Consider the following 19,021-nt stretch of genomic DNA (forward strand, 5'->3'; position numbering starts at 1 on the left):
TTACGGTCGATACACGTGAAAACCCTGCCTTCCGAATCCACTGTGCTGCGGCATCTGCACGGCACCCCCGGTTTCCGCCGCATCACGCTGGCGCTGTTCGCGTCCGGACTGGCGACTTTCACGACGCTGTACTGCGTCCAGGCGCTGCTGCCCGCGTTGAGTACGCAATTCGGGCTGACCCCGGCCGCGTCGAGCCTGGCGGTGTCGCTCGGCACCGCGGGCCTGGCCGTGGGCGTCATCCCGCTGACGGCGCTGTCCGGCGTCGTCGGGCGCACCTCGATGATGACCGCCTCGCTGTTCGCGGCCGCGGTACTCGGTATCGCGCAGGCATTCAGCCCGACCTTCGCGGTCCTGCTCGTGCTGCGCGCCCTCCAGGGTCTGGCCCTGGCCGGATTGCAGGCCACCGCGATGTCGTATCTGGCCGAGGAGATCGACCGGCGCTCACTGGGATTCGCGATGGGCCTGTACATCGCGGGCAACGGGATCGGCGGGATGGCGGGCCGCCTGATCGCGAGTTTCGTACTGGACCTGTCGAATTGGCGCTGGGCGCTCGCGGTGGTGGGTGTGGTCGCGCTGCTGTGCGCGGTGGTGTTCCGGGTCAATATCGTGCCCTCGGCGCATTTCGAGCCGAGTCCGCCGCGGGTGCGACATCTGGCCGGGGCCGTGGGACGCTGCTTCACCGATTCGGGTCTGGTCCGGCTGTTCGCCTGTGGCTTCCTGCTGATGGGCTGCTTCGTGACGGTCTACAACTACCTCGGCTTCCGGCTGCTGCGCCCGCCGTTCGCGCTGGCTCCGGTCGTCGTCGGACTGATCTTCGTGGTGTATCTGGCGGGGTCGATCTCCTCCACCGTCGCCGGTCGCCTGGTCGATGTGCTGGGCCGCCCACGCATGCTGCCGGTCACCGCGCTGATCACCCTCGCCGGGATCGCCCTGATGCTGCCGTCGAACATCGTGTTCGTCGTGATCGGGCTGATCGTCACCACGGCCGGATTCTTCGCCGCGCACTCGGTGGCCAGCGGCTGGGTCGGGCCGCGGGCGGCGACGCTGAACGTGCAGGGTCCGGCGGTGTACCTGTTCTGCTACTATCTCGGGTCGAGCGTCGGCGGGTCGCTGGGCGGGCTGGCCTACGGGTCGTACGGGTGGCCGGGGGTCACGGTCTACGTCGGCGCGCTGGTGCTGGGCGTGCTGATCCTGGCGTTCACGCTGCGCAAACTCCCGCAGGCGCAGCCGCGCTAGCTACCGGGTCCCCGCGCAACGCTGATCCGGCGGACACACGTAGGTGGTGTTCTCGTGCGTGACAGCGGTCGCCTGTTTCATCAGCGGACCGTCCGACGGCGGCCGCAAATGTGTACCGACCCAACCGAATACGGTCGGATACGTGGCCTGCCAGGTGCCCCAGTTGTGCCCGCCTTCGGGCAGGATCAGCGGTGCGGCGACCCGGGTCGGCGCGCGAGCGGCATCGAACAGCGCGCGAGCATTGGCCGGGCTGCTGGACGGATCGCTGGAGCTGGTGACCACCATCAGCGACACCGGTATGCCCCGGGCGGCCAGCTGGGTCGGATCGTTGGCCGCGCGCAGTGCCGGATCGTCGATGATGGCCGGATCGCCGTGGAAGTCGTCGGGGCTCAGGGCGAGTCCGGTGGCGAACACCTTCGGATATTGCAGCGGTAGCTTGGCCGCGCAGTAGCCGCCGGTGGAGTCTCCGGCCAGGGCCCAGCCCTTGGCGTCGGCGCGAACTCTGAACTGGGAGCTGATCATTCGCGGCACATCGTGTGCCAGCCAGGTCGCGGTCTGCGCGCCGCCGGGCACGTTGACGCAGTCGGTGTTGCTGCCCGGATTGATGCGCGGCATCACCAGGATCGCGGGCGGCAGCGTCCCGTCCCGCATCAGCGCGCCGAGCAGCTCCGGGGCGCGCCCGCCCCTGATCCACGCCAGCGGACTCCCCGGCACGCCGTGCAGCAGCATGATCACCGGGAAGCGGTGATCGCGGTAGGCGGCCTGGTCGTATTGCGGTGGCGTCCAGACCAATACCTCACCGTCCAGGCCGGATTCGGGGCCCTGGTAATCGGTTTCGACGAGCCGGTCACCGGCCTTCTCGAAGGTCACCGGCGGTTCCTCGGTGGCGTCGGCGGCGGTCACCGTCGGCATCCGGGTGCGACCCAGCAGATCGTCCCACGAGGTGTAGAGGCCGTTGGCGTCGTTGACCCACACCGCGACGGAAACCACTGCGGCACATTGACAGCACACGATCATCGATAGCCGGGTCAGCCACCGCACCGCGCGCGGTCCGCGCAATCGGTTCCAGCCCACCAGGGTGACGCCGACCGCCACCACGGCCGTGACGACGACCGTGTAGAACAGCGCGTCGCCGGTCAAACTCAACACCACAAGCCTCGCATCGATGTCCTCGGGCTGCCCGAGTGCTTCGGGTGATCGTCGAGAGCGGACAGCGGCCCGCATAATACCGTGCCGCGCCGCACCTTCGGCCCGCCGATCCCCCGAAGCCGGTGCGCCCCAACCGACTCGCGCCGCCGCGGATCAGTCCGCGACCGAAGCCGTTGTGCCGCACAGGTGCACGGCGAGTCCCAGCGCGTCGAAGCAGGCCGCCTTGACCAGCAGCGCGTTGTCGGCGGTCGCGGCGTCGGGTGCGTAGACCACGTTGGCGTGGTTCGCCTTGTGCCGCGCCATGAACTGATCGCGGCTCACCCCGTGCAGGACGGCGTTCATGATCGGCCATTCGGGGTTGGTGGCGTTCTTGCGCCGCAGGCTCTCCTCGAGCGGCAGCGCGACCACCGTGCCGCGGCCGATGTCCACATTGAGCCGTCCGTCCGCGAGATACACACGGGACCAGACGATTTCGCCCGGTTTGGAGATACCGTTGATGGTGGCGCCGCCCGCGGGGAAGAACATGTGTCCCTGCCGCCAGCCCTCGGCGTCGGCGTAACCGTTCGCGAAGTGCGAGGGCGGCACCGAACCGGAGATCTCGAGGACCCAGACGAACTGTCCGTCGTATTCCTCGCCCCAGCGGATGTCGTGCAGGGTGGTGGCCGGGTCCAGGCCCATCGCCGTCCAGACGCGGTTGGTCACCAGCGAGTCGACCGCGACGCCCTCGTCGACCTCGTTGAAGTTCGGGATCGCGCGGCCCTCCCACAGCACGCGCCGCCCGTCGCGGCTGCGCACCGGCGGCCGCTCGACATTGTTCATCAGGCCCTCGACCAGGTCGGATGCCGGGGCGAGATCCTTCAAGCCCTGCTGGTACTGGATTCCGACCGCGTCGAGGCCGAAGTCGTCGGCGATGCGCAGTGCCGCGATGTACATCTTGTATTGCAGGTCCAGTTGGTCCTGCGTCAGTTCGGTGCGCGGATCGGTGCCGAGTTTGAAGGTCATCCCCGCGTCGAGCAGCCAGCGACCGATCTCGGCGGCCTCATCCTCACGCACGGTGAGCATCTCGGCCCACAGCGCGCTCTGCGACAGGCGCTCCTTGTAGATGCCGATCGCGTTGAGTATCTCGTCGTCGAAGATCGCGTTGTACATACCCATGCAGCCTTCATCGAAGATTCCGATGATGGCCTTGTCCCGCAACAGCTTTCCGGCCAGCGCGACACCCAGATCCCGTTCCGGGCTCGCGGGCAGTTCCGGCAGCGGACGCACATGCGAGTCGTCGTGCGCGATCGTCCCGGTCTCGATCCAGCTGCGGATCCCGTCGCGGAACCACTCATCGGTGCCGTCGACCGTCCAGATCGTGGAATACGGCTTACGCATCTTCGTAAGTCCCGCATTGAGATTCAGCAATCCGACCAGTCCCGGCCACTTCCCCGCGAAGTTCGCCACGGTGAGAATCGGCCCCTGGTGCGTGCGCAGCCCCGCCAGCACATGATGGCTGTACTGCCACACCGCCTCGGCCACGATCAACGGCGCATCCGGCGGAATGGTGGCGAACACGTCCAGGCCCATCCGCTGACCGCTGATGAACCCGTGCCCCGTCTCCGGATCGATCTCGTTGCCCCGCACCACATTCCACCCGAACCTGCCGAACGCCTCGGCCACGATCCGCTCCAACTCGACCTGCGTGGGCCACCCCATCTCATTGGCCGCCGGCCGCAGATCCCCACTGGCGATCAGATACGCCGTCCGCGCCGGAACCGCCCCGACCACCTCGACAACCGGAAAAGTGTATGAACTACGCACACGAACTCCTCTACGAGTTGAATCCCGACGCGACCGCCACCACAACCGATGTGACCCAACCCACACCGTCCCAGAATTCGAGTACCGCCGCAACACCGCTCGCCACCAAGCGATTCCCCTCGGCAGCGACGACCACGGAGCTACGAACCGGACCGACTTCGACGGATCAGGGTGTGTTGCGGGTAGTGAGGACCGACCGTCCGCCGGTGGATTCATCCCGGACCGGGCGTCCCCTCACGAACGCCCGGGTCGGGTGACGGCAGTGGTCAGCGGGTGGCGGGGCGATGGACGTAGCGGCCGGTGGGGTGGCCGATCACCTTGCCGTCGGCGAAGATTCGGGTGCCGCGCAGGAAGGTGTCGGTCACCGTGGAGGGGACTTCGAGGCCGCGGAAGGGGGTGTATTCCTGGGTGGATTCGGAGTCTTCCGGGTGAATGGTCCAGGAGCGGTCGGGGTCGACCAGGGCGATGTCGGCGTCGAAGCCGGGGGCGATGTCGCCCTTGGTGTGCAGGCCGTAGCGCTGGGCGGGGTTCCAGGCGGTGAGTTCGGCGACCTGATGCAGGGGCAGGCCGCGTTTGCGACCCTCGCCGACCAGACCGGCCAGCAGGTATTCGCAGCCACCGAAGCCGGATTTGGCGGCGAAGATGTCGGTCGGGTCGTCGCCGAACTTGGTGGCCTCCTTGCAGCAGGCGTGGTCGGAGACCACCCAGCTGATGTCGCCGGCGAGCAGATGCTCCCACAGCGCCTCGACATCCTCACGCGGGCGCAGCGGCGGGTTCACCTTGCCGCCGATACCGTCCGCGGTGGTGATGTCGGTGAGCAGGTGCCCGATCGTTACCTCACGCCGGAAGTCCACGTGCGGAAAGGTTTTCGCCATCAGCATGGCCGCTTCGAGCGCCTTGGCCGAGGACAGGTGCAGCAGGTTGATGTTCGGCAGCTGCGTCTCGTGCGCGAGATAGGAGGCGATGGTGACCGCGAGCCCCTCCGAATGCGGCGGCCGGGACGCGCTGTACGCCTCGAGCCCGGTCAGCTTGCCTTCCCGCTGCACGATCTTGGTGTACGCGGTCATGATCTCGGCCGTCTCGCAGTGCAGCGACAGCGAGATCGAATCGGCGATCTCGGGGAACCGCTCGCGCGCCGCCTGCACCCCGCGCATGACGAATTCGAAGTGCGCGATGTCGTAGCGCTCGCCCTCGGGAATCATCAGGAACGAGTTCTGGTCGTTGGAAGCGCCGTGCAGGCCGTGGCTGCCGTAGAACATGAAGATCTTGAACGAGCTCACCCCGTGCTCGCGGATCAGCTCGGGAATCTCCGCGATGTGCGAGGACTGCATGGGTGCGAGGTGAAAGGCGTAGTCCACGAAGGACTTTCCCTCGGACGCGGCGAGCACCTGGGGGAACACCTCCGCATAGTCACCACCCCGATTGAGGTAGTACTGCCCGGTGCGCATGTAGGTCAGCGACGTGGTGACCCCGCCCTGCGCGCACGCGCGGCTCTCGGTGCGGGTGTCCTCCTCGAGCGGGTTGTAGATGCCCCAGTGCTGGTGCGCGTCGACCACACCGGGAAAGGCCAGCTTGCCGCCGCCGTCCACGACCTCGCGGGCCGAGGAGATGTCGAGGTCCGGACCGACTTCGGTGACCTTCCCGTCGCGCACCGCGATATCCGCGAGCGGAGTGTCCTGCACCCCGGGCCGGACCACGCGCACATTACGGATGATCAGATCGTGGTTGGTCATGAATTACCTTTCACTACTTGGGATTTCGGCCACCGAGTGCGTGGCCGCGAGGTAGGCGAGGCCCAGCGCGGGCAGCAGCCCGTTACCGGCCAGATATCCGGCGGCGCCGTGCCCGGAGATGCCGACGGCCGCGCCGCCGGAGGCATACAGGCCCGGAATCGGATCCGAATTCGCGTCCAGCACACGGGCATCGGCGTCGACCAGCAGGCCGCCCTGGGTGTGGAACAGCGCGGGCAGGATGCGCACCGCGTACAGCGGGGCGGTCAGTGGTTGTTCGAATCTGGTGCGGCCGAAGCGATCTCGCTGCTCGTCACCGCGAGCGACAGCGGATGCCTCGACCAACTCGGCGGCGAGCGCCGTCGCGGGAACGCCGATCGTGTTCGCGAGTTCCTGGACCGAATCGCCGTGCCGCACCGCGCCGCTGTTCACGACGTCGACGTAGTCTCCGAAAGCCATTGTGGCACCGTGGATTCGCTCATCGTAGATCAGCCAACCGGAGGCACCCGGCTGCCCGGCCAGGATCGCGGCGTACTCGGAATAGCCGGTGGATTCGTCCCCGAACCGGCGGCCGTCGGCGGCGACCACGAAGCCGCCGTGCATCACTATGGTCCAGGTGACGAGCGTGCGTGCCTCGGCGGACAGTCCGGCGTGGCCTTGGTAGGCGTCCAGATAGGACGACGCCGCACCGAAGTTCGCGCCGATGCGCAGCGCATCCCCGGTCGAGTATTCGCTGCCGTGGTATTCGGCCCCGGCGATCTCCGGCAGATGTTCGGTGACCAGATCCCGATTCGCGCCATAACCGTTGGTGGCCAACAGAAGTGCGCCCGTGGAGATCTCCTCCGCACGGCCGTCCGGATAGGACACCGTGACCAGCAGACCCTCACCTGTGCGTCGTGCCGCAGTGACCCGAGCGGGAACGAGCGTATCGATCAGCGGCTCCCGCGCCACCGCGTCGGCGAGGTGCCGCAACAGCCGTGCGCCGTGCCGCCCGGGAATCGAGTGCACCCGCTGCGCACTGTGCCCCGGATAGTCGAAATCGGTCGGCAATTCGATCGGCAGCCCGACGTGATCACCCAACCATTCGACCAACTCCGCGCTCATCCCGGCCAACGCCTCGGCGACGGGTTTCGCGAAGTCGCCGTGCGTCTTCGCCGCGATATCGCCGAGGAATTTCTCCGGCGAGTCCTCGATCCCGGCAGCGCGCTGCCACCGCGACCCCGCACCCGGAATCATCGCGGTCGACATCGACGTATTGTTGCCGCGCAAATAATGCTCGTTCGCCTCCACGACGAGCACCCGCGCACCCAATTCAGCTGCACGCAGCGCCCCGGCGAGCCCACCACCCGCCCCGGCCACGACCAGATCGACCTCGCTCATACCGCGCCCTCCGCGGCCCGAACCGAAATGATCCAATTCTGTTTTCGCCCTGGGGAACTCATGATGCGGCCTGGTTCAGCGCACGACACGGCAACGCTCGACTGCGGATTCCGACGCCGACCGCTCATGCCTGACCTGCCAGCAGTCGCAGGGCGTCAGCGACCGGATCGACGACGAGCGGTCCGCCCTCGGTGTGCTCGACGTCAACCGCGGAGCAACCGTTGATCACCGCTGTCGCGCCCCGGGCCGACAGATCCTCCAGCGCGGATCGCATCGCGGCGTTCCAGCGAGCGCCGTCGGCTACCGCGCTCAGCTCCAAGTCCAGCACCGCGACACCGAGAAATGCGTCGCCGCAACCATATTCGCGGACCTTGCGGGTCAGTTCGTCGGCGATCACCTGATTGCGCGTGACGGCCGCGACCCGGTGGCCGTCGGCGACGAGCCGCTCCACGACGACCTGCAACATGCCGCGGTCTCCGGCGGGTACGCCCGGATCCAGTACGCAGTCCGGCATCCGGAAGTCGTAGCCCTCGGCGGTGGCGAACGCGGCGGCGACGGCTTTTTCCGAGGCCCGCAGGTCATCGGCGCTGGCCAGTTGGGTTGGAGCGGAAGGTCCGGCGTCCACGAGCTCCACGGTGATGCCGGCGGGGGCCAGCTCGTCGTAGCGGCGGCGTCGGCGGTCCAGTTCCTCCTGGTCGACGTGGATCGGCGTCACCGAGAAGATACGGCGCATCAGGACTCCTTCGTGCGATGGAACGGTCATGCGGCGAGCGGGGCGAGCAGGGCGCGGGCGCCGGGAGCGGTGATCATCCCGTCCACGACCGCGCCGATCGTGCGCACTGTGGTCCGGTCGAGCAGCCCGGTGAACAGCGCGGCGAGCCGGTCGCGGTCGAAGGGCCGGAAGTCGGTGTCGCCGACCGGATTTCCGGTCTCGGCGGTGTGTGTGCGCCCGTCGGCCAGGCGTACCGAGATCCGTGCGGCGCGGTTGTCGGGGAGTTTCGTGGTGAGTTCGGGAGCTTCGCTCATCCGCACTGCGGCAGCGACTTTCGCGATCTCGGGGGCGTCGTCGGGCAGGAGTTCGGTATAGCGGGGCGTGACCTCGCCGTGCAGCAGGGCGGTGGCCGCGACGAACGGCACCGAGAACATCGCGGACAACTGGTTGTGCCACGTCGTCCGATCGAGCCCGGCGGCCAGAGCATGCGTCCGCACATCGATTCCGACTGTCGCAGCGGCGATTTCGGCTACGTCGGGCTCCGCGCCGAACAACGCGGTACGGGCATCGATCAGCAGATCCGCCACGGGATGCGTGTACGAACACGACGAATGCCGCTTGAAATAATTTCCGGTGATATCGAACCGGGTCCCCAACTCCCGACTCAATTCCTCCGGCGCGAAAGTCCCGAGCAACTCCCCCAGCGAACGCGCGGCGGTCCCGGTATTGCGCGCCGCACCGGCCAGCGCGAACCGAGCCGCGGCAATCCCGGACGCGTTCGCCGCCCCCACCCAGGCATCACGCACCGGATTGCCGTCCAATGCCGCGGCGAAATGCCCGGCCACCGGCAACCCGGACCCGGCATCGATCGCCGCCGCAGTACGTTCGGCATCCAACCCCAGCAGGCGGGCGCACCCCGCCGCGGCACCGGCCACACCCCAGTTCCCGTGCGGATGCGTACCCCGCCGCAGCGAGGTGGCCCGGCCGAACCGCGCGGCCACCTCGTAACCGGCCAGCAGCGCCGCCGCCAGATCCGTTCCGGCAGCATCGTTTTCGGCAGCCATGGCGAGAACCGCCGGAAACACGTGCGCCGCCGGATGCCCCTTGGCGTACTTGTTGCCCTCGTCCAACTCCAGACACACCGTCGCGGGACCGTTGAGCCAGGCCGCGGTGACCGGATCGGTCAGCGCACCCCCGCCGACCACCGGACTGTGCCCCGTCGGCGCGGGCCACGCGGCCCGCAGCGCACGCTGCCCCTCGGTCCGCGCACCCACCGCATTGGCGGCCAGCACATCTAACAGGACGGTGCCCAACCGCTCGGCGACGGGCTCGGGCACGGTCTCCCAACGCAATTCGGACACCCAGGTCCCCAGCGCCGTCACGGATTCGGTAACCGAACAGGTCATGACCGACCTTCACCGCCTTCCAGAATTTCAGCTGTACCGCTCAGCGGACCACTGCATATGCCTTCGATCCTGACACTTAGCCTGACTAAACGTCAACCGCTGGCCGTAAATCCGAAAAGACACACTTGACAGCAGTGCCATACCTGATGCTTTGCTGGAAGACGACAGTATTCGAGCCGTTCCGCTGAACGGTACGACCTCCGGGAGAGCCATGACCGAGCCCACGCCGGGCACCGAGGCCGCCGCACGCGTCGCAGACGTGCTGCTGCTGTTCACCGACGGGCCGTCCCGGCTCGGGGTCAGTGCGATCGCGCGCGAACTCGGCCTGAGCAAGGCGGTGGTGCATCGCATCCTGCAATCACTCGCCACCCGCGGCATGGTCGTGCTGGATCCCGAAACTCGGCAGTACCGGCTCGGCGCGGCGGCAACAGCCCTGGGGGCCAGGGCATTTCGCGATTCGGATCTGCGCGCCAGCGCACTGGACCTGCTCCGGGCACTGCGCGACGAGACCGGCGAGACCGCGACGCTGACCGCCCTGGTCCCCGACGGCCGGATCTACCTCGACCAGGTCGAGGGCACCCACGAGATCAAGATGACCGTCGAACTGGGCCGCCGTTTCCCGTTGCACGCGGGCAGTTCCGGCAAATGCATGCTCGCCTTCCTGCCCGAGGACGCGCGCCGCCGCGCCCTGGCCGAACCGCTCCCCGCGCTCACCGCGAGCACCGTCACCGATCCGGACTCCCTGGCCGCCGAACTCGACGAGGTGCGCGCCCGCGGTTTCGCGCAGTCGGGCGGCGAACGTCAGGCCGACGCGGGTTCGGTGGCCGCGCCCGTCTTCGGCATCACCGGCGAGGTGATCGGCTCGATCTCGGTGTGCGGGCCGCGCTACCGGGTCACCGAGGAATTCGTCGAGAAGATCGCGCCGCGCGTGGTGGACACCGCCGGGCGCATCTCCCGCCGCATGGGTCATGGCGGCTGAGAACACCGCTGTACGAAGGGAATTCAGATGTCTGTGCAAGCATTGGCCGGGATCAAGGTGCTCGATGTGGCCACCCTGTTCGCCGGGCCGATGGCCGCGACCCTGCTCGGGGATCACGGGGCCGAGGTGATCAAGGTGGAACATCCGCGCGGCGATCCGTCCCGCACCCACGGCGCCAGTAAGGACGGCATCGGGCTGTGGTGGAAGATGTTGGGGCGCAACAAGAAATCGCTCACGCTCTATCTCGGGTCACCGGAGGGGCAGCGGTTGTTCCGCGAGCTGGCCGCCGACGCCGACGTCATCATCGAGAACTTCCGTCCGGGCACCCTCGAACGCTGGGGACTGGGCTATGACGTTCTCGCACAGGACAATCCGGGCCTGATCCTGGCCCGGGTCACCGGATTCGGCCAGTTCGGCCCCTACGCCACCCGACCGGGTTTCGGCACGCTCGCCGAGGCCATGAGCGGATTCGCCGCGCTCACCGGCGAACCGGACGGCCCGCCCACCCTGCCGCCGTTCGGCCTCGCCGACGGCGTCGCCGCGCTGACCACCGCATTCGGCATCATGACCGCCCTGCACGCCCGGCACGCCACCGGCCGCGGCCAGATCCTGGACATGGCGATCATCGAACCGCTGCTCACCGTGCTGGGCCCGCAGATCACCGCCTACGACCAACTCGGCGTGCTGCAACCGCGCACCGGCAACCGCTCCACCAACAACGCACCGCGCAACACCTACCAGTGCAGCGACGGCAGCTGGGTCGCGGTCTCCACCAGCGCCCAGTCCATCGCCGAACGCGTGATGCGCCTGGTCGGGCGGCCGGAACTGATCGAGGAGCCGTGGTTCGCGGCCGGACGCACCCGCGCCGAACACGCCGACGAACTGGACGACGCGGTGGGTTCCTGGATCGCCGCGCGCGGACGCGACGAGGTGGTCAGCGCCTTCGAGGAGGCACAGGCCGCGGTCGCCCCGATCTACACCGCCGCGGACATCATGTCCGATCCGCAGTACGCCGCACTCGGCAGCGTGCTGCGCATCGAGGATCCGGAACTGGGCACGCTGCGGATGCCCAACATCCCGTTCCGGCTCAGCGACACCCCCGGCGAAATCCGTTCCACCGGACCGAGACTCGGCGAACACACCGCGGAGATCCTGGCCCGCTTCGGCGTCGGCGAACAGCGGTTGAGCGAACTGCGTGAGCAGGGTGTGGCGTGATCGGCAAGGCGCGCAGCTGGCTGTATGTTCCGGCGCATCGGCCCGAACTGCTCGTGAAGGCGATGGCGGGCCCGGCCGACGCGGTGGTGTACGACCTCGAGGACGCGGTCGCCGCGCCGCACAAGGCGACCGCCCGCGCGAACGCCGTCACCGCGGTGTCACAGCCCTGGCCCAAACCACTGTGGATCAGGATCAATTCGCCCGAAACCCCTTGGGGCGACAGCGATATCGAGGCCCTCGCCGAATACGAGATCGCCGGAATCCGGGTGCCCAAATGCGATGACCCCGATGCCGTCGCGCGCATCGCCGACCGCCTCGCGGCTCCCCTGCATCTGCTCGTGGAATCGGCGCTGGCCGTGGAGCACGCGTTCCGGCTGGCCGCCTGCCATCCGCTGGTCGCCTCGGTCTCCCTCGGCGAGGCCGATCTACTCGCCGACCTGCGGGTCCGCGACAGCACCGCGCTGGAGTGGGCACGGCAGCGCGTGGTCACGGCCAACCGCGCGGCCGGTCTGCCCAGCCCGCCGCACGCGGTCTGGACCGACGTCGCGGACCTGCACGGACTCGTCACCGACAGCACCACCGCCCGCGACCGCGGCTTCTTCGGCCGCTCGGTCGTGCACCCGAAACAGATCGAACCCGTCAACGCCGTATTCACCCCGAGCCACACCGAGATCGACGACGCCCGCCGACTCCTGAACTCCTTGCACGGCAAGGATTCCGCCGCCTGGCTCGACGATCAGGGTCGCTTCGTCGACCCGGCCGTCGTCGCCCGCAGCCGCTGGGTGCTCGACCTCACCGAGCAGTTCGACGTCGAACGACCATCCACCAGCCCCGACACCCGAGGAACCACATCATGAACGCCGTCACCGGTACCCTGCTCCAGGCCGTCGCGCAGGGACTGCGCACGATCGAACTGGGCCAGCCACTGTTCACCGGGATGCCCTGCTCCCCCAACCACCCCGGCTTCCGCATGACACTCGCCCGCCGCCACGGGGACATGATGCGCCCCGACGGCGGTTCGGCGAGCAACGAGGTGATCATCACCGGCGGCCACGTCGGCACCCACATCGATTCCCTCTCGCACGTGAGCCACAACGGCAAGCTGCACGGCGACGTCGACGCCGAATCCGCCCAGCGCGGAGGGAAATTCAGCGAACACGGCACCGAGAAGATCCCGCCCATGATCACCCGCGGCGTGCTGCTGGACGTGGCGGGCGCCAAGGGCGTGGACACCCTCGAGCCGGGTTACGGGGTGACCGAAGCCGATCTGATCGCCGCGGCCGAACGCGCCGGAGTCACACCCGAGGCCGGTGACGTCGCCCTGGTGCGCACCGGCTGGGCACGCAATTTCGACGACGCCGCAACGTATCTCGGCCACGACACCGGCGTCCCGGGCCTGACCGTCGACGCCGCCTCGTGGCTGGCCGCCCGCGGCGTCGTCGCCACCGGCGCGGACACCACCGCCTACGAGCAGATCCCCGCCGGGGCCGGACACCGCGAACTGCCTGTGCACCGAGTTCTGTTGGTGGAGAACGGAATCTACATCATGGAACATCTGAACCTGGAAGCGGTCGCCGCCGAGGGACTGGCCGAATTCCTGTTCGTGGTCGCCCCGCTGCGCATCGTCGGCGGCACCGGCTCCCCGATCCGCCCGGTCGCGGTGGTGGGCGCGTGACCCCCACTCCCGCACAACAACTCGGCGCACTGGCCGCCCGCGTCCACGCCGACGGCCTGTCCGCCGACCTGCGCACCGATCTGGCCGGACGCGTCCTGGACCTGCTGGGCAACTGCCTGGCCGCACTCGGCGAGAAACCCGCCGAGGTGGTGCGCGCCGTGGTCGCCGACTGGGGCGGCAATCCGGCCGGCACCGCCCTGGGCATCGCGGACAAGCTCCCCGCCCCCTCGGCCGCCCTGGTCAACGGAACCCTCGCGCACAGTTTGGATTTCGACGACACCCACCTGCCCTCGGTCCTGCATCCGTCCTCGGCGGTGATCCCCGCCGCCCTCGCGGTCGCCGAACGCACCGGCGCGAGCGGGCCGTCCTTCCTGGACGCCGCGACCGTCGGCATCGAGGTCACCTGCCGCCTGGGGATGGCCGGCTACGACGAGGAGAACGCGAATTCGGTGTTCTTCGACCGCGGCCAGCACGCCACCGCGATCTGCGGCGCGGTCGGCGCCGCGGTCGCCGCGGGCATGCTGCTGGGCCTGGACGCCGAGCAGATCACCTCGGCCATCGGCATCGCGTGCAGCATGGGTTCGGGGGTGATCGAGGCGAATCGCACCGGTGGCACCGTCAAACGCATCCACTGCGGCTGGGCCGCGCACGCGGGTGTGGTCGCCGCGCAGATGGCGCAGCACGGGCTCACCGGGCCGCCCACGGTCCTCGAGGGGCGTTTCGGCTTCCTCCAGGCGTTCTGCGGCGACCGATTCGATATCGAGCAGGTCACCCGCGGTCTCGGCGAGCGCTGGGAGACGCCGGGCATCTTCTTCAAACCCTATCCGTGCAATCACTTCACCCATGCGGGCGTGGACGCCGCGCTGCGGTTGCGGCGGGCGGGGATCGATCCGGCGCGGATCACCGAACTGACTCTCGGTGTGCCCGAACCGGTGCTGCGCACCATCGGCGAGCCGATCGAGGAGAAGCGGCGGCCGCGTTCGGGCTATCACGGGGCGTTCAGCGGCCCGTATACCGTGGCCGCGGCGCTGCTCGGCGGCGGCGGGCTCGGGGTGTTCCACGAGGATTTCACCGATGCCGCCGTCCGGGATCCGGCGCGACTGGCGATCGCGGACAAGGTGAATGTGGTGGCCGATCCGGAATGCACCCGGATCTTCCCCCGGCAGTTCCCCGCCGTGCTCACCGCGCACCTGGACGACGGAACCACACGCACGGAACGGATTTCGCAGAATCGCGGCGGCCCGGCGAACCCGTTGTCCGAGCGGGAACTCACGCTGAAATTCACCTCGAACGCCACGCGCGCTGTTCCCGCCGAGACCGCCGACCGGCTCGCCGAGGCGATCTGGCGGCTGCCCTCGGGCGGCGCGGTGAACGACATTCTCCCAAGTGTTCCCGTCAGCGGAACATAATCCGCACAATTTCCCGAATTCACGGGGTAGTTACGCGAAAACGCTGTGCCGAAACAATTTATGACACATAGTTTCAGCACCTTTTATTCAATAAGTTCCGCCAGCCGGAACGGTGGACGATGAGGTAACCACCATGCGCCAACATTTCCGCTGGGCCACGGTCGCAATGATCGTCGTGCTCGTCATCATCAATTACATCGATCGCAGCGCGGTGTCGTATGCGGTGAAACCCCTCGAGGCCGAATTCGGCATCGACCACGCCGATTACGGCGTCATCAGTTCCGCGTTCTCCATCGGATACATGGTGTTCGCATTTCTCGCCGGTCCGCTGGTCGACAAATTCGGGCCCCGCCGAATTCTGTTGGTGGGCATGGTGTTCTGGTCGGTCGCCACCGCCGTCACGCCGATTTCCGGCGGTTTCACCGGACTGCTGCTGATCCGCATCGTGCTCGGTGCGGGCGAGGCGCCCTGCTTCCCCGCGGCGACCCGGGTGATCAGCCGCTGGCTGCCGAGTGTGGAGCGCGGTTTCGCGCTGGCGCTGGTCGGCGGCGTCGCGGTATCGGGCAGTCTGCTGATCGGCGGGCCGATCGTCACCCAGCTCATCGCGGGTCTGGGCTGGCGCGGCATGTTCTGGGTGCTGGCCGGGCTCGGGGTGCTGTGGGCGCTGGTCGCGATCGGGCTGCTGTACAACACACCGGCGGCCACCACGCGCGTGTCGGCGGCGGAACGCGCGTACATCGAATCCGGGCAGCTGGCCGAGGAGACCTCCGAACGTCAGGAGAAGGTGAACTGGCGGCGGATCCTCACCAACCGCAATCTGTGGATCGTCGGCGTCGGCTACTTCGCCTGGGGTTACATCTTCTGGGCGTTCATGTACTGGCTGCCCGAATACCTGTCCACCTCATACCATTTGAGCGTCAAGCAGGTCGGCGCGTTCACCGTCGCGCCGTGGGCCGCGGGTGTGGTCGGCGCGCTCATCGGCGGTGTGCTGGTCGACAAGGTGTATGCCCGCACCGGAAAGATTCGCAGTCGCTTCACCATCATGGGTATCGCGCTGCTGCTGGCCGGGGCCGCGCTGATTCCGATCGTGTCCGCGCCCTCGCTGGTCACGGCCGTGGTGTTCATCTCGATCGGTGTCGGCTGCGGGTTCGTCACCGGTGGCATCTGGTGGGTGGCCGCGATCGACGCCGAGCCGAGCCAGCCCGGCACCGCCGCCGGATTCGCCGACGCCTGCTTCGCGCTCTCGGGTGTGGTCGCGCCGCTGGTGATGGGGTTCATCGTGCAGAGCACCGGGACGTTCGCCAGCGGATTCGTGGTCATGGTGGTGCTGGCGCTGCTCGGCGCGGGGCTGATGTTGTTCGGCACCCGCGAACCCGCGCGGGAGACGACCGAGGCGCAGACCACCGCCGCGTGATCGTGGCACGACCCCGGAGGCGTTCAGTCCCGCTCGGCGCGCATGCCCGCGCGGTACGCACCCGGAGTCGTGCCCATCGTCTGGGCGAAGGTGTGCACGAACGCACTCGTGGTCGCCCAGCCGCAGGCGTGCGCGGTATCGGTGACCGCCGCGCCCTCGGCGAGCATCACCATCGCGGCGAAAACCCTTGTGCGCGTTCGCCATTGCGGGTAGGTCATGGCGAATTCGGTGCGGAACAGGCGGGACAGGGTGCGTTCGCCGGTGTGCACGTCGCGGGCCACATCGGCGAGGGTGCGAGGCACGCTCAGATCGGCCTCCACCAGACGACATGCGTTGGCCAGCCGGATATCTCGCGGCACGGGCAGGGTGAACGGCTGTTCCGCGACCCGGTGCAGCCGGTCCCGCAGCACCGCCCGCAGGTGCCGGGTTTCGGTGGTGGTGAGCGTCGGGCTGGTGAGGGCGATGAGCACCTCCCGGACCAGGGCGTCGACGGCGATGATCGTCGGGGTCCGCACATCCAGCAGCGGGGCGCTCCCCCGCGCGGGGAAGCCGACCGCGTGAAATCGGCTGCGGCCGTAGAACCGATGTTCGTGCCAGGTGTTCGCCGGAATCCACAGGGCCCGGTCGTTCGGCGTGATCCAGGAACCGTGTTCGGTGTGGATCGCCAGGACGCCGGAGCTGACGTAGATCAGCTGATGGTCGTCGTGGCGGTGACGATCGATGACGTCCCCGCCCTCGCGGGCATAGGACGTCGTCGGCGCAACCGGCGTATGGCGGATCGCAATCATCGCTGTTCAGAATACGGTGCATCCGCCAGGGTGGAATTGCCGGTCACGCTCGACGGTGCCGGTTCCCGCAGCACCGTCGACATGGCGATCGCAAGCACCGGAACCGTCGCCAGCACCATCAGCGCACCGCGCGGACCATGGTGTCCCGCAACCAATCCCAGCAACGGCATGAACAAGCCGCCCGCACTCACCGCGAGCCCGAGCGTCACCCCGGCGGCGGTTCCGGGGCGGCTCGGCAGATAGTCCTGGCCGAGTTTGATCAGCACGGCGAACGGGATGTTCGAGATCAACCCGACGAGCAATGCCAGCGGCAGCGCGGCGTACTTGTCGTGGCAGGTCAGCATGAGCCACAGCGCGGGCAGCATGGCCGCATTGCCGATCTGCACCGTGCGCACCATCCCGATCCGGTCCGCCAGCCCGCCGCCCAGCAGTGTGCCCAGCACGCCGCCGCCGAGTTCGAGTGTCAGCGCGAGGCCGCCCAGGGCGCTGCTCGCGCCCAGATGCCGGATCCAGTACAGCGAGATGAAGGTGTTCAGTCCCGTCGAGATGGTCGAGCGCACCACCTCGACCGCGGTGAGCCCCGCGAACAGCCCGATCCGGTCCCGGCCGCCGCGCACGATTCTGCTGGTCGCGGCGTGCGCGCTCCGGCCGTTCCGGCGGAACAGGATGAATCCCATCAGAACCGCGGGCGGGATGAACAGCGCGGTCGCGCCGATGCCCAGGGTGTCCAGCGCCGGTGTGACCAGTGCCGGTCCGACGAAGAATCCGACGCTGCCGCCGGCCGCGAAGTAACTCATCGCCGTCGCGCTCCCCCCAGCCGCGCGGCGGGCATCGCGTCCGGCGGGCGGATGGAACATCGCGATCCCGAACCCGGCCAGCAGCAGCAACCCGAACACCAGCGGATAACTCGGCACCAGCCCCGACAGCCCGGTCCCGACACCCGCCAGCCCCACGCCCACCGGTGCCATCCACCGCAACCGCCGACGATCCGCCAGCAGACCTATCCCGACCTGCGGCAACGCACTGCCCAACGTCGCGGCCAACGCCAGCCCGGACGCTTCGACATAACCGAAATGCCGCTCCAACACGAAATACGGCACCGCGGCGGGCACGAGCCCCTGATAGAAATCATCGACCGCATGCGCCGCCGCCCAGACCCGCATCCGCCGCCAATGCCCGATCCCGTCACCGACATCCCGCGCCCGCAGCACTTCCCGAATCGCACTCACGTATCCACGATCGGCAATCCGGCGCTGGCGCGCTTCCCGTATTCAGCCGATCCGTATCTGGAATCCGCCACCCGCGCCAAGCCTGTTGTCGAGAGCCCGGAGCGCAGGCCGACATCCCGACGGGTTCGTATTACGTCACCGACTGCGTCATCTGACCGATACCGCGACCGCGCTATCCGATTCAGACTTCGGTAGCGAAAACCCGCGCAACGCAACAACACTCACGAGTACCGAACGGAATCTCAATGACCGATTTTCCCGCCCCGCCCGCACCGGCCCTCGACCGCCGGTTCGTTCTCGGCACGCACCTGAGCCTGACCGTCCTCACCGCCCCCGAGGAAACCGACGGCCGCCACGATCTGGCCGACATCACCCTGCCGCCGGGCTCGAACACCCCGCTGCACAAGCACACTCGCTACGAGGAACGCATCTGGGTCATCGAGGGCGCACTGACCGTATGGGCTGGCACCGACACCTACACCTTGGGCCCGGGCGATTTCTACACCATCACGATGAACACGGCGCACACGATCGAGGCCGGTCCCGAAGGCGCGCGAACCCTGACCATGAGTTCTCCCGCGTACTTCGTCGACCTCATCCGCCGAGCCGGTACCCCTCGGTCCGAAGCAACCCCGGACACCGAATGGGACCTCGCCCTGTTCGACAAAATCACCGCTGAACAGGGCGATATCATCCTCGGTCCGCCCGGCATGACCCCCGCCGACCTCCCCGACGACGCCGCCTGATCGGAAAACTCGCCGAGTGTTCGGCTCGGCCACAAACGCCGCGCCGATCCACCGACGAGCCGATTGTCGGCAGTCCAGCCGCACCGGAGTCGCCAGCGCCAGCAGGCGAATCGGCACGGGCGTGTGCCGGGAAGTGTCGAACCGCCACCG

16 protein-coding genes are annotated in these 19,021 nt (G+C 68.3%); 8 read left to right on the forward strand and 8 right to left on the reverse strand.

The features are described 5' to 3' along the window. The first annotated feature begins 15 nt into the window (after positions 1–15). On the forward strand, positions 16–1,236 hold the full coding sequence (locus NRB20_RS00125; protein WP_319944246.1) for an MFS transporter: 1,221 nt from the start codon (positions 16–18) through the stop codon (positions 1,234–1,236). On the opposite strand, the gene NRB20_RS00130 is transcribed toward NRB20_RS00125, so the two are convergent. From NRB20_RS00130 to NRB20_RS00155, 6 genes are all read right to left on the reverse strand, one after another. Then, positions 1,237–2,382 carry an alpha/beta hydrolase gene (locus NRB20_RS00130; protein WP_153407148.1) on the reverse strand — a complete coding sequence of 382 codons (1,146 nt, stop codon included), beginning with the start codon at positions 2,380–2,382 and terminating at the stop codon, positions 1,237–1,239. 156 nt (positions 2,383–2,538) lie between these two features. After that, positions 2,539–4,188, reverse strand: a complete 1,650-nt coding sequence (locus NRB20_RS39180; protein ID WP_319944247.1) for a hypothetical protein — start codon at positions 4,186–4,188, stop codon at positions 2,539–2,541. A 266-nt stretch (positions 4,189–4,454) separates the two neighbouring features. Continuing rightward, positions 4,455–5,921 (reverse strand): dihydroorotase, encoded by a 1,467-nt coding sequence (locus NRB20_RS00140; protein ID WP_153407149.1) that lies wholly within the window; start codon positions 5,919–5,921, stop codon positions 4,455–4,457. 3 nt (positions 5,922–5,924) lie between these two features. Next, on the reverse strand, positions 5,925–7,298 hold the full coding sequence (locus tag NRB20_RS00145) for an FAD-dependent oxidoreductase (RefSeq protein ID WP_153407150.1): 1,374 nt from the start codon (positions 7,296–7,298) through the stop codon (positions 5,925–5,927). A 124-nt stretch (positions 7,299–7,422) separates the two neighbouring features. Then, on the reverse strand, positions 7,423–8,031 hold the full coding sequence (locus tag NRB20_RS00150) for an aspartate/glutamate racemase family protein (RefSeq protein ID WP_153407151.1): 609 nt from the start codon (positions 8,029–8,031) through the stop codon (positions 7,423–7,425). Positions 8,032–8,057: 26 nt separating this feature from the next. Further along, a complete protein-coding gene (locus tag NRB20_RS00155; RefSeq protein ID WP_153407152.1) occupies positions 8,058–9,416 on the reverse strand; it encodes an MmgE/PrpD family protein in 1,359 nt (452 codons plus the stop codon). Between the two features lie 211 nt (positions 9,417–9,627). Here NRB20_RS00155 and NRB20_RS00160 point away from each other — a divergent pair, with 211 nt between their 5' ends. The 6 genes from NRB20_RS00160 to NRB20_RS00185 all read left to right on the forward strand — a co-directional run bounded on the left by NRB20_RS00160 (position 9,628) and on the right by NRB20_RS00185 (position 16,108). Further along, on the forward strand, positions 9,628–10,395 hold the full coding sequence (locus NRB20_RS00160) for an IclR family transcriptional regulator (RefSeq protein ID WP_153407153.1): 768 nt from the start codon (positions 9,628–9,630) through the stop codon (positions 10,393–10,395). A gap of 27 nt (positions 10,396–10,422) precedes the next feature. Continuing rightward, positions 10,423–11,610 (forward strand): CaiB/BaiF CoA transferase family protein, encoded by a 1,188-nt coding sequence (locus NRB20_RS00165; RefSeq protein ID WP_153407154.1) that lies wholly within the window; start codon positions 10,423–10,425, stop codon positions 11,608–11,610. Continuing rightward, a complete protein-coding gene (locus tag NRB20_RS00170; RefSeq protein ID WP_319944248.1) occupies positions 11,607–12,467 on the forward strand; it encodes an HpcH/HpaI aldolase/citrate lyase family protein in 861 nt (286 codons plus the stop codon). Before NRB20_RS00165 ends, NRB20_RS00170 begins: the two co-directional genes overlap by 4 nt. Next, entirely contained in the window at positions 12,464–13,285 is an 822-nt protein-coding gene (locus NRB20_RS00175; protein WP_153407155.1) for a cyclase family protein, read from the forward strand. The genes NRB20_RS00170 and NRB20_RS00175 overlap by 4 nt, the downstream gene beginning before the upstream one ends. Continuing rightward, entirely contained in the window at positions 13,282–14,694 is a 1,413-nt protein-coding gene (locus NRB20_RS00180; protein WP_319944249.1) for an MmgE/PrpD family protein, read from the forward strand. Before NRB20_RS00175 ends, NRB20_RS00180 begins: the two co-directional genes overlap by 4 nt. A 133-nt stretch (positions 14,695–14,827) precedes the next feature. After that, positions 14,828–16,108 (forward strand): MFS transporter, encoded by a 1,281-nt coding sequence (locus tag NRB20_RS00185; RefSeq protein ID WP_153407156.1) that lies wholly within the window; start codon positions 14,828–14,830, stop codon positions 16,106–16,108. A gap of 23 nt (positions 16,109–16,131) precedes the next feature. Here the strand turns inward: NRB20_RS00185 and NRB20_RS00190 are convergent, their stop codons facing one another. Next, positions 16,132–16,896, reverse strand: coding sequence for an AraC family transcriptional regulator (locus NRB20_RS00190; RefSeq protein WP_153407157.1), 765 nt, complete (start codon positions 16,894–16,896; stop codon positions 16,132–16,134). Next, positions 16,893–18,059 carry an MFS transporter gene (locus NRB20_RS00195; protein WP_153407712.1) on the reverse strand — a complete coding sequence of 389 codons (1,167 nt, stop codon included), beginning with the start codon at positions 18,057–18,059 and terminating at the stop codon, positions 16,893–16,895. Before NRB20_RS00195 ends, NRB20_RS00190 begins: the two co-directional genes overlap by 4 nt. A 311-nt stretch (positions 18,060–18,370) precedes the next feature. Between NRB20_RS00195 and NRB20_RS00200 the strand changes: the two genes are divergently transcribed. Continuing rightward, the gene (locus tag NRB20_RS00200) at positions 18,371–18,871 is read left to right on the forward strand and encodes a cupin domain-containing protein (RefSeq protein ID WP_153407158.1); all 501 of its coding nucleotides are present in this window, start codon (positions 18,371–18,373) and stop codon (positions 18,869–18,871) included. Positions 18,872–19,021 lie beyond the last annotated feature (150 nt).

It is taken from the genome of Nocardia macrotermitis, assembly GCF_009604405.1.
GTDB lineage: Bacteria > Actinomycetota > Actinomycetes > Mycobacteriales > Mycobacteriaceae > Nocardia > Nocardia macrotermitis.